This is a genomic window from Natrialba sp. INN-245 (assembly GCF_009807105.1).
Taxonomy (GTDB): Archaea; Halobacteriota; Halobacteria; order Halobacteriales; family Natrialbaceae; genus Natrarchaeobius; species Natrarchaeobius swarupiae.
Genome location: NZ_WUBV01000035.1, coordinates 1 through 10,526, shown reverse-complemented (window position 1 = coordinate 10,526; position 10,526 = coordinate 1). Strand labels below are relative to the sequence as shown.

Here is a 10,526-nt window from a genome sequence, read left to right as displayed (position 1 = left end):
TCGATTTCTTCCTCAGTCAGGTGACGCTTAATCTCCTTTCGACGTGAGCGTTCCATTACTTGCTCATCGATCTTAACTCACAAAAGTTTTCGTACTTATTATAGATCGCACGCCACATACCCTCGTACAACCTCACCGCTCTTTCCTCGATCTCCAGCTTGATAGGACACTGCGACCGCGAGCGGGAATTCCAGTTCCCGCTCGCGGCCCTTGTACATTCGATAGGTCGTCATGTACGAGCAGTGCGTCTCTAGCTTCTCTTGCATACGATCGCCCTTGTTTTGGACGGGAACAACGGTTGCAGCGATTTCCCGAGATCGGCGCAGAATGCGTTCGTTGTAGATGCCACGATCAGCCAGGAGAAGGTCTATCTCAAAGGGATAGGCCTTGACGCGGTCGAGGACACGCTCGACCGCGTCGGCCTCTGATTCGTCGCTGCGGACGTAGGTCATGGCCAACGTCACCGGCTTCTCGTTCGAAACGAGATACGCCGTACAGTAGCGGTGACACGTGGTTGTACCATCTTTGGCGTGCATGCGACAGAGTTCGCCTTCGTCGTCGGCGTAGGTCCCGTGATAGGGGTTATCGACAAAGTCGATGGAGACGATCCTCGACCGGTCAGGGTCGAGGATCGTCATCGCTAACTGTCTGAGCAGGAGGTTAGCAACGAACTCAAGCCACTCCCGGTCGAGCGTGTGTAACCAGTTCATCACGGTATCGTCACAGGGAGTGTCGTCGTTCTCTTTGCACGTTTCCCAGACAGAGGTCTGGTTGACGGCTGCAAGAATGACGACAGCCCAGATCTCGCCGGGATCGAGGGGCGGAGTGGTCTGCGAAAGCGTTGACCCCTTTGGAAGCGTATTGTTCTCGATGAACAAGAGTCAGCGTGGTTTGTTGGTGCGACATTTGTCTGAGGAAGAACTCGATCAAGCGATTGAATCGGCTCAGGAGGCGGACGAGACCCGTCTCGTCCGGCGACTGTGTTACATCAAGAACCTCTATCAGGGAGACACGCGCGAGCAAGCAGGTCGACGCGTCGGGATCTCCCGATCCACGACGCGTCGGTGGGCACTGGCGTGGAACGATGGTGGCGTAGAGGGTCTTCGCCCACGCTTCGGCGGCGGCCGGCCGCCGAAGCTCACGCCACAACAGTGGGACGAACTCTGTGAAATGCTTGAAGAGGGCCAGCCATGGACTCCCAAGCAGATTCACGCACTTATCGAAGATCGATACAACGTCACGTATCACCCGTCCCATCTGAGCCGAAAACTTCGAGAAGCAGGCATGAATTACGCCAAACCCCGACCGATGGATCCACGACGACCCGACGATGCTGAAGAGATTCTCGCCGAGCGCCTTGATCGGGCGCTCGGCGAGGATCCCGGGGAGCCGGATAACGAGGAAGAAGAACCGGTCGTGTTCGGATTTTTTCGATGAAGCCTGGCCCCAACCGTTCGACAACTCTCAGCGAATGTGGTCGTTTGATCGAACAGTGACGATCGAGAAGCCGCTGGTCACGTTTCCGCGGCGGTCAATTGGCTTCTACGCGCTGACTGGCCAGAGTGTAATCACGTTCAAAAAGCGGTTGGTTAAGGAGACGATCGTTGAGGCGCTCGAAGAGATCCGCGAGCAGAATCCGGTCGGACGGATTCTGCTCGTGGCCGACAACTACGGCTCTCATCACGCGAAACTCACCCAGGAACGAGCCGACGAACTCGGCATCGAGTTCGTCTTCATCCCGCCGTATTCACCAACACTAAACGCCATCGAACCACTGTGGAAAGACCTGAAACGCGAGATCTCGCCAGAGATCTTCGCGGACCGGGACCACTTCAGGGAGTTTCTCACCGAGGCATTTCTTCGGTTGAGCCATCGGCTGAGCTTCGCTAATGACTGGATCGGGACATTCCTCCCAGATGTTCAGAAGTTGCGCTGATCACTCATGCCGCGAACTGCTCAGGATCGGCATATCTCACGAGATTGAGCCAGAGGAGCGATTCTAACCCGGATTCTGTCCATCGCATCCACTGGTTTTTACACCGTTTCGAGATTTCTCCCATGGCTCGTTCAACCACGTTCGATGTCCACGGTATCTCTTGTCCCTCGAGCGCGTCATCAACCTTGTTGCGGTCCACACCCATGACACGCTCGGGATCGATTCCAGCGTCCTCGAGCGCCGCCAGAACTTCCTCATCGTCCTTGAGCGTACGGTTGCGCCGAGTCGTTCGTTGAACAGAGCCGAACGGACCGTTACAGGCCGATCGTGGTGGAGGCGATTGAGGAGTACGTCAGCAACATCTTGGCGGAAACTGTTGGCGTTGCGCTGTACGTCCGAGAGTAGGGTGTACAGATTGACCAGTGCCTCCGTTTCCATCTCCTCTAGCGTGGTTACGTCGTGGCGCTCGAGCGCATCAACCAGCAGGAGCGCGTCAGCGTACACATCGAGATCGGGTTCCGTCCGGTCTTCGGTCTCCGGCTCGGTTTCGGCCTCGAGCAGCTGTGTCGCTGTCGGCCCATCGGTCTCGACGATCACGCCAGCATCCTCGTCGATCTCGAATCGAGGATGGAGGCTCCACACCGCCGGGTAGGGATCGGCATCAGGCGGGAGCCGATCGAGCTGGAACCCGTTCGGTGCATCGGTGATGCGCCGGTACAGCGTCTCGAACTGATCGCGCTGGAGTGGTCGCTGTTCGTCTTTGTCCTCAAAGCTGATGATGACACGTTGCTCCTGTACGTCGCTGATCCGGAACCGATTGTGCGACAGGGGCGTGACGAGCGTCGCTCCATCCGGGAGATCATCGAGTTCGTCGAGGAGCGTGTGCCAACTCACACTAAACGGCATAGTAGATGAGAAGTGATCGGAACGCAAAACCGTACGGGATGCGTCCGGACCGGTCATCATTGTGGCCGTCGAGGCTGTCAACACCCTCGAAATCACGCCCCTCCTGTCGTCACTTCATCGTGCCTCCAATACGCCGAGTATTATGGACTAGGTGGCCCAATAGATCGATATGGAACAACGGTGGGACGAATTTGCGGCCGACATTCGATCAGGTGATTCCGAGCAGGTTACCGAGACGATCGACGAAATTCAGGAGTTAGATCTCGATGAACGGGTTCAGTTGTTCGAGACCTGCTTTGACAAGTTGACTTCCATCTACGCTCAGAGCGAGGACGGATACGTCCGACAGTCGACCGTCCGGGTTGCAGAACGACTGACACCGGGGATCGCACTGGTGTCCGCCGTCGCTGAGAGCGACCGATCGATCGAGGCAGATGTGGACACCGTTCGCCAACAAACGGACGAAATCGGTGGATTCCTGCTGGAGGCACTGACCGACGAGGACGGTCGTGTCAGGCAATCGGCCAAGCGCGGGCTGAAAGACGTGTTCAGAACCTACGATTCCCTCGAGGACGAGGAGACGATCGAGGCGTTCGCCGTCGAATTAGACGAGATGGCAACGGAGTACTCGGATAAACGCCGAAAGCACCTCCTCGAGGCGAAAGAGGACGCCGAGTTTTTCCTCCAATCCGGCTTCGGACGACTTCTCGAAGGGTTCCAGAAAGAATTCGGCGACTCTCTCGAAAAGTAGGACGAGCTATCAGGACCGCTGAAATTCGTCGCGTTTCCCGGTATCTCGTATCCCTTCACTGGTCCGTTCGACGAACCCGTACTGCTCGAGATACTCGTATCGACGTTCGATCTCTTCTTCTGAAACGTCTAACGTCGACGCGAGTTCGCTGACGGATTTTGCGGTGTCCTCGTCTAACTGTAACCGGAGTTCGTACCCGTTCATGTACCGTTGGTAGTACTCCCGGACGACATCGTCGAGGGGTGTTTGGATACCTTCGTTCTGATCGAGCCGTTCCAGCGATTCGGAGATCACTGTGACAAATTGTTCACCTCCCAGGAGGTCGACCTGGCGTTCGATCTCGTCTTCGATCACATCGAAGTCGAGATCTGTCTGGACGAGTGTCGCCATGTCTCCGATATCGTCCGGACGCTCTGCGACGGCCTTGAAGAGGAAGATGTCCTCGAACGAAACGAGCCCGACTGAGAAGGACTCGTCCGAAAGAAACGCTTCACCCCGCGCTTGCATTCCGTCGCTGAAATACAGCTTATCGGCAATCTGTCGATAGAAGACGTCGAACTGACAGCCGGCATCGTTTCGAACGCAGTGACGCGCTCCTAACCGGTCGTACTCCTCACCGAGATCGGTAACTTCCGCATAGCCGAGGTCGTCGAGTACCCCCATTAGACGGCGAAGGGCCGCCTCGTCCACGACGACGAGATCGATATCTTTGGTCGTGTCCTTGAGAGACGGCTCGTGAAGCGACATTGCGCCACCGCCGATGAGATAGGCATCAACGTCCGTCTGGAGGTGATCTGCGATTTCCCGGAGCTCGGCCTCGATATAATTCCGACCGAATCGTTCACGAGAACTCATACAGTGATCTCATAGTCTCTGGCCGTTTGTTTGAAGTCTTCCCATTTGGGCAATTGCTCGGTTGTTGTCGTTCCGTCTGTCTCTAAGTATTCGATGAGCTCATCGACGATGGCGCGCAGATCGATCCCTGCTTCGGGAAGATAGTGTTCAGCACGTTCCCGTAGCGCCGTTCGCTCGATGTCCTGTTGTTGTATCAATAAGAGACAGTACATTCGGTACCGGGAGCCGTCATCGATCAGCAGTGTGTGGCAGACTAATTCTGCGGGAGTGATCTCGGAGAGTCGGTCCGTCCGGAAGTAGTGTCGCCGATCTCTGGTGAGAAGCGGAACATCGAACGCTTCGAACAGGGCAGGCCCGGTCAGGTAAAATCCGTCAGCAGTAACGTCACTGTCGCAGGCGAAGAGGAATTCGTTGTGTGTTTCCCAGAGAAAGTTGAGTCCACTCGTGTGTCGTTGTGCTTCACGACGATGCTTTTGATGGAGTAGTCCTTGAGCGATCGGGGCCAACACTGCAAACGGATCATTGAGACGATACTGGGATTTCGATTTCCCAACGACACCAACGCGCTGAAAGTCATCTAATCGGCGGTATATTGTGGCCTGACTAACACCACTCAGTTCGGCCAACTCGGTTGCGGTCCGTCCTTGATCGAGATAATACAGAACGAGTAACCCAGCGCCAGCAATGAGATCAGGCAGATCCATGTGGCTATATTCCGTGAGAAGTCCCTCGAGTTGCTCGATTGGTTCGATATCCGTTGGCGAAACCAACTTTTGCCGACCGCTTTGCTTGGTTCGGACGTAGCCGTAGGCTTCTAATTCGGAGACGATACGTGAGGTGTGGCCGGCGCTCCAACCGAGTTGATCAGCGAGCGTACTGATACCTACTTCCGACTCACCCTCTACTACAAGATGTGATAATAGTTGTAAGTGGCTCTTTTCTACCATGTCATCTCATATTACGCAAACAATTTATAAAACCTTTTCGTTATTTGAGACTACATAGATTATATACAGCATTTCACATTATAAATATTAATGGTGGCTAGAGGGTTTTGTGATGGAAAGTTCTGACACCAGCGGTAATGGCACCCGAGGTATCGGGTTGTTCGGCCGGGGCGACATGAACCTCCTATTTTGTATATTTGTTGACAGTCACTTCGGAATCGGCAACCAGTACACGGAACTCACCAACCGTGAATCGAACCTCGAGTTCAGTGTATGGACTCGTCGAATCCACGAGTTGCTCGAGTGCGTCGACATCTATCACCCGCTGTAGTTGGTACTCGTCCTGATCGAGTCCCTGTTCCTCGAGGGCTTCGACAATCTCAAACAACAACCGCTGCTCACTCATCGCTCATCATCTCCTCGACGGCATCGATGATCTCCTGAGACGTCGAACTAATGCGCTCGAGTCGATCAAGCAACGTCTCCGGTTCGTCTCCCTCCCACGCAGCGAGGTAGAACGCTGATCCACTCGTGTCCAGCCCAAAATATCGACCGACGATGTAGCCGACAGCTTCGGCCTCGAGTTCCCGTTTCGATCGTTCGTCTTCGGTATCAATACCACCGTGTAACAGCGCGTGAGCGTACTCGTGAACGAGTGTGACAGCGAGATCAGCCTCGTTTTCACGATCACGCACTTCCACGAGTGGCTGTGTCCCCAGGCGATACTGACAGACGCCCTTGGCGCTACCGTGAGACCATCCCCGAGACGGGACGATCTCAACCCCCACCTCGAGGACGGATGCCGCCTCGAGGAGTACTGGGACCAGTTCGTTCGCGTTACCGAGTGCTTCCGTCTCAAGCTCTGGGAGTGGCTCCCCCTCAGTCTGTGAGACATCGAAGACCGACGCTGGCCGAAAGCCGACGAGCCCTTTGTCCCACTCGTCGGGTTCAGTATCGTCGTATTCGCAGTCACTCCGTTCATGATACGATGGTGAGTTCCCGCATTCAGGGCACTGTTTCGCGATGATCGGTGCCCAGATCCAGATCGCCTTCTCACCCTCTCTCACGTGCCGGTCGAATTCGTTTTGCCACGTTCGGTAGCCGGCGACCGTGGTCGCATGCGGACACTGCAATTTGATCAACAACGTGTTCCGGTGCGAGTAGTCGTGGAATCGGCTCTGCACGTCGAGCCACTCTTTGAATTGCTCGCTCGAAACGGCGTCATCAACCTCCTCGACAAGGTCTCCAAGCCACGCTTCGATCGTACTGTGCATCTCGTCGTGCCGGGTATCGGAATCGTCGAACGTTTCCCGGGTGCTGCTGCTCGTAGCCATGATCGATTCATGTCTCTCGAGTCGAACTCGAGAAGACCTCCACCACCCGGTGGGGTCTCAAAAAACACGCAGACAACGAACGGATGCGAAGTCGCTAGTCAGTCGATATTGACGCTTCCATGTGGCTGATGCGTTATCTGGTTGTCAAAGCGATCGATTTCATTATCCCCACACCAGAAATTATATTATTGTAGGTTACATCCATTGGGATGGAAGCCATCGCGCTCCAAAACAGCGGACGCGGGGGCATTGCGTATTAAAATGCCCCGGGTGCTACCACACCCGAGACGGTGGCTTCCAAACACGGCACGTTTGGCTGCCATGCTTTCGTTACTCCTACCGAGACAAAAAGGTCTCGCACGACGGTTGAGTATCGCCAACGATCAGTTACAGCCCTGGCTGAGTCACCGTTCCCCTCCGAATCGCGCCCGTCTACATAACTCGAGTCAGCTCCAAAGTGGTCAGTCACTCTGTTGCCAGTGGCGACACACAAGGAGGAACCACGAATGAGCTCCAGCGAGATCCCCTCAAATGGATCCGATGACGAGCTCGCAGAACCCGTCTGTGATCGGTGCGGCGAGCCGATCCCGGCCGAACGGGTGATCTCCCTCTCGAGCGAACCCTGCCCCGAACTCGCCGACCGTTACGCAGCTGTTACGAGGACGTACTGTCCCGACTGCATCGCTGCTATTGGAATGCTCGAGTTCACACCGGAGGCCCGCCCGAACGCCGACCCGGAGTAAGGGTACTCGGACACCACCGTTTTGTACAGGGAATGACTCATCGAAGAGACCACGTCCCCTTTTGTCTCTATCTTTGCGGATGTGCTACCAGCGAGCCGTATTTACACAACAAGTGGAGTCGTCGGTACGATCGCTTAGAGCTTCTTGAGCTGAGACCGTAGGAACTCGATCAATTCGTCGATCTCGTCCTCTGGTAGTGCTTTCTGCTGGAAAACACCCTTGAACGAATCCGCAAACCCTTCGTGTTCCAGTTGTTCAACCACATTTTCAATCTGTTCGGCAAGTTGCTCCGGATTGCCCCGATGAACGTGATGTTCGATCTGATCGAGATCAGCTTCAGAACCAACGATGACGAGATCTCGAGCATCCGCAAGCCGACCGCTGTGGAGTTTGAGCGCGAACAGTAAGGCGGGTTTCGGGATGCGAGCGGTTAGATTGTCCGTTATCTCTAGCGTCTTGATGACACTGTGTTCGTGGAGATATCGATATGACCATTCGGCATCGGTCTGGCGGCAACGGAGTGTGCCGACCAGTGCGTCGAACTCCACAGTGGTGTCGTTAACCTGTTTCTCGTATCTGACGATGCGCCCCTCGTAGACGTTTGCAATGTCGTTGTCGAACTCCTTCCTATAGTCTAATTCGCCGAGCAGGTCATCGTACGCCTCGAGCTCCGTCTCAGGGATGACCATATCGACATCGGTGGTGAAACGCGTCTGGAAAGCTGAGACTGCCCAGCCTCCAACGAGAACGTATGGAAGTTCCTCGTCCTGTATGGCACGATGCGTATCGATAAGTTCGGCTTGTCGCTCTTGGAGACTCATATTCAAATCTGCTCAGTCAGCAGGTAGCTGATCGTGGTGATTCGCGTCAATATCGACATCATACTCATTGGCGATAATCTCCAACGCTGGTTCGTATGCCGCTCGAGTCTGCATCATCTGTTCGACCGCATCGTCTAACGGAATCACGGGGTTGCCATCGTTCCACTCGACATCGATCCCATCAGTCTGGGGGAATAAGACGTAGTGGACGCTTCCGTCGACATCGTCTGCATCCGGTCGTTCACCAACGGTGGTATCGATTCCGAACCGTTCGAAGAACTCGATCCACCTATCGATGTCACGCTCGTGGATCTGGATAAAAACTGGGTAATCATTGTGACTGCGCGCGATCTGGTATCCACCATCCGTCCATATGTAAGCGGCATCGATTTCGGTGTACGCGTACTCCATACCGGCAAAGTGTGGGATCACGTACGCATCATCCTGCGAGACTTCGTCGCGGCTGTATAATGTTCCCATCATCTCTTCGTATCGACGGCGCATCTCGTAATCGGCGACCTGAATTCCACTATCTGTTTTCGAGATAATATTACCGTCATCCAATCGATCAATCCAGTCGTACACCCACGAATACGATGTCCCGACCTTATTCGAAATTCGGTTAATTGAATCACCACGCTGTGTTACTAAGACGATCTTCGCAGCAGTGGAATTCATAAGTTCGACTGTTACCATCGTTTTCGATGTTATCTTGAACGAGATAGCAAGACAAGAATCTATCGCCGATACAAGCACGAAATTCGACTGTATTATCGACCAACCCGCTTCACAACAACTTGCGTCGACGGTCATGGAAGTTCGTGTCTCTCGTCAGCGAAGCCGACGGAAACGAGATACTCGAGGAACTCGTTAAACTGCTCGACATCGCTAGGCGTGTCGGTCGCAAGGTGACGTGCCCACTCGATAGGCCATTGGAAGGCGGGATCCGTGCCGCCTTTGCCGTGAATGTACCACCACCGGGCCGCTTTCAGCACGACCAGCGGATTCGGCGGCGGCTGCTCACCGGCGAGCCCACGGGTGATGGATTCGATTTCGTCGGGGACGTCGGTGGAATCGACCTCCGTTGATTGCGTGGTGTCGATATCGACCGGGACCTTGTCGATCGAGATGTTGTCGGGACGCTGTTGTTGACTCACTGGAATTCACCTCTGAGAGCTTTCGAAGGAGCCCTCGCCCTCTCTGGGGACACGAAAAACAGGTCGCGAAGTCACGCTGGCGGGAGGGAGACGCTCTGCTCGCCGGCGATTTCCTCTAGGTTGTTCCGGAGATGATGGCTGAAGTAGCACTCGTAGCTGCAGTATCCACAGATTGCGCCGGTATCGTATTCGGCGACGTATGGGCCGCGGCGAGTTCGCCAGACGTTCGCCCTGCACTCGGTACAGGCGGCGTCCTCGAGATCGCCAGGACTCGGTCCCTCGTACTCGACGGCCAGCCCGTCGTCTTTCGGTGTCGTTTCGGGCCAGATTCCGTGCACCCTCCGAGAACTCACGGACGCGAGCGAGGCTGTGGCGCACCGTCTTTCGGCCGGTAACGTGGTCAGCATCGCGACCGCTGTCGTCCCAGCTGTCGGCCGTCCAGAACTCACCGAACTGTGCGCCATGATGCAGCCCGTTCCAGTTGACACCGACGATGCCGGCCGGTGGATCGTGGGTGAGTGTCGGTCTGGTTAGCTGTCGAATGGCGTCGAGCTGCTTGGGCGGACTTCCACCAAGGATGTGGACGCGCCGCCCTCTCCAATCAGCTGGGTCGGAGAACTCGTGGGCCAGGCGGTCGGCGTATCCCCGTGAATCGCTCTTGTGTAGCACTTTGTTGATTTCACAGCGTGGCTTTGACAGCGTGTTTGAGCGCTTTTCTCCCTGGTTTCCGCAGTAACTTTCGCCGAAGTTGAAACGCTCGGAGATACTGTGTGAGTTTATCTTTTGAGATGCCTCGATGAGGCGAGAGCCACGGTCGCAACAGCGATCCGTTGCTCTCGCAAATATTGACGTGAACGTCTTCGTCGGCGTATTTGCCGTCGCCGTGGACGACGTATTCGCGGTCGAATGCGTCGTCCTCGGCCAGCGGATCGTAGGCACGAAATCCATCGGTGTAGACAGTCAGTGGCTCCTTCTCGCAGTAGTGGTTCACAGAAGATTTAGGTATGCTTTGAGTTGGTAGGGTAATGGCGGGACAAGAAAAAGAGATCGTCCGTCACCTCAGTGAGGACGATCTC

The 10,526-nt window shown here is 55.3% G+C and carries 9 protein-coding genes and 6 pseudogenes; 3 read left to right on the top strand and 12 right to left on the bottom strand.

Annotation, left to right across the window (positions count from 1 at the left end):
- Window positions 1–101: 101 nt before the first annotated feature.
- Window positions 102–821, bottom strand: a pseudogene (locus GRS80_RS10380) (ISH3 family transposase); the annotation flags it as partial.
- Between the two features lie 49 nt (window positions 822–870).
- Between GRS80_RS10380 and GRS80_RS10375 the strand changes: the two are divergent.
- A pseudogene (locus GRS80_RS10375) lies at window positions 871–1,936 on the top strand (IS630 family transposase).
- Window positions 1,937–1,949: 13 nt separating this feature from the next.
- Here GRS80_RS10375 and GRS80_RS20405 read toward each other — a convergent pair.
- Window positions 1,950–2,117 (bottom strand): annotated as a pseudogene (locus GRS80_RS20405) (ISH6 family transposase); the annotation flags it as partial.
- Window positions 2,103–2,842 (bottom strand): annotated as a pseudogene (locus tag GRS80_RS10370) (hypothetical protein); the annotation flags it as partial. The pseudogenes GRS80_RS20405 and GRS80_RS10370, both read right to left, overlap by 15 nt.
- 169 nt (window positions 2,843–3,011) lie before the next feature.
- On the opposite strand from GRS80_RS10370, the gene GRS80_RS10365 reads away from it, so the two are divergent.
- Window positions 3,012–3,593: a hypothetical protein gene (locus GRS80_RS10365; RefSeq protein WP_160047502.1), complete on the top strand. Its 582-nt coding sequence runs from the start codon at window positions 3,012–3,014 to the stop codon at window positions 3,591–3,593.
- Window positions 3,594–3,602: 9 nt separating this feature from the next.
- On the opposite strand, the gene GRS80_RS10360 is transcribed toward GRS80_RS10365, so the two are convergent.
- The 4 genes from GRS80_RS10360 to GRS80_RS10345 form a co-directional block, all read right to left on the bottom strand.
- The gene (locus GRS80_RS10360) at window positions 3,603–4,448 is read right to left on the bottom strand and encodes a DUF6036 family nucleotidyltransferase (RefSeq protein ID WP_160047501.1); all 846 of its coding nucleotides are present in this window, start codon (window positions 4,446–4,448) and stop codon (window positions 3,603–3,605) included.
- The gene (locus tag GRS80_RS10355; RefSeq protein WP_160047500.1) at window positions 4,445–5,395 is read right to left on the bottom strand and encodes a winged helix DNA-binding protein; all 951 of its coding nucleotides are present in this window, start codon (window positions 5,393–5,395) and stop codon (window positions 4,445–4,447) included. The genes GRS80_RS10360 and GRS80_RS10355 overlap by 4 nt, the downstream gene beginning before the upstream one ends.
- A gap of 184 nt (window positions 5,396–5,579) precedes the next feature.
- Complete coding sequence (locus GRS80_RS10350) at window positions 5,580–5,801, bottom strand: HalOD1 output domain-containing protein (protein WP_160047499.1); 222 nt, start codon at window positions 5,799–5,801, stop codon at window positions 5,580–5,582.
- Window positions 5,794–6,729, bottom strand: coding sequence for an ArdC-like ssDNA-binding domain-containing protein (locus tag GRS80_RS10345; protein ID WP_160047498.1), 936 nt, complete (start codon window positions 6,727–6,729; stop codon window positions 5,794–5,796). The genes GRS80_RS10350 and GRS80_RS10345 overlap by 8 nt, the downstream gene beginning before the upstream one ends.
- A gap of 506 nt (window positions 6,730–7,235) precedes the next feature.
- Here GRS80_RS10345 and GRS80_RS10340 point away from each other — a divergent pair.
- Entirely contained in the window at window positions 7,236–7,472 is a 237-nt protein-coding gene (locus tag GRS80_RS10340) for a hypothetical protein (protein WP_160047497.1), read from the top strand.
- A 134-nt stretch (window positions 7,473–7,606) separates the two neighbouring features.
- On the opposite strand, the gene GRS80_RS10335 is transcribed toward GRS80_RS10340, so the two are convergent.
- The 5 genes and pseudogenes from GRS80_RS10335 to GRS80_RS10315 form a co-directional block, all read right to left on the bottom strand.
- The gene (locus GRS80_RS10335; protein ID WP_149083183.1) at window positions 7,607–8,293 is read right to left on the bottom strand and encodes a hypothetical protein; all 687 of its coding nucleotides are present in this window, start codon (window positions 8,291–8,293) and stop codon (window positions 7,607–7,609) included.
- A gap of 12 nt (window positions 8,294–8,305) precedes the next feature.
- Complete coding sequence (locus tag GRS80_RS10330; protein ID WP_200840367.1) at window positions 8,306–8,989, bottom strand: helix-turn-helix domain-containing protein; 684 nt, start codon at window positions 8,987–8,989, stop codon at window positions 8,306–8,308.
- Window positions 8,990–9,102: 113 nt separating this feature from the next.
- Window positions 9,103–9,450, bottom strand: a complete 348-nt coding sequence (locus GRS80_RS10325) for a hypothetical protein (RefSeq protein ID WP_343161528.1) — start codon at window positions 9,448–9,450, stop codon at window positions 9,103–9,105.
- Window positions 9,451–9,521: 71 nt separating this feature from the next.
- Window positions 9,522–10,101, bottom strand: a pseudogene (locus tag GRS80_RS10320) (DUF6610 family protein); the annotation flags it as partial.
- 28 nt (window positions 10,102–10,129) lie between these two features.
- Window positions 10,130–10,426 (bottom strand): annotated as a pseudogene (locus GRS80_RS10315) (transposase); the annotation flags it as partial.
- Window positions 10,427–10,526: the final 100 nt, after the last annotated feature.

Excerpts from the sequence above, each read along its gene's own strand:
- GRS80_RS10365 (WP_160047502.1), top strand. The coding sequence starts at position 3,012 with ATGGAACAACGGTGGGACGAATTTGCGGCCGACATTCGATCAGGTGAT.
- GRS80_RS10360 (WP_160047501.1), bottom strand. The coding sequence starts at position 4,448 with ATGAGTTCTCGTGAACGATTCGGTCGGAATTATATCGAGGCCGAGCTC.
- GRS80_RS10355 (WP_160047500.1), bottom strand. The coding sequence starts at position 5,395 with ATGGTAGAAAAGAGCCACTTACAACTATTATCACATCTTGTAGTAGAG.
- GRS80_RS10350 (WP_160047499.1), bottom strand. The coding sequence starts at position 5,801 with ATGAGTGAGCAGCGGTTGTTGTTTGAGATTGTCGAAGCCCTCGAGGAA.
- GRS80_RS10345 (WP_160047498.1), bottom strand. The coding sequence starts at position 6,729 with ATGGCTACGAGCAGCAGCACCCGGGAAACGTTCGACGATTCCGATACC.
- GRS80_RS10340 (WP_160047497.1), top strand. The coding sequence starts at position 7,236 with ATGAGCTCCAGCGAGATCCCCTCAAATGGATCCGATGACGAGCTCGCA.
- GRS80_RS10335 (WP_149083183.1), bottom strand. The coding sequence starts at position 8,293 with ATGAGTCTCCAAGAGCGACAAGCCGAACTTATCGATACGCATCGTGCC.
- GRS80_RS10330 (WP_200840367.1), bottom strand. The coding sequence starts at position 8,989 with ATGGTAACAGTCGAACTTATGAATTCCACTGCTGCGAAGATCGTCTTA.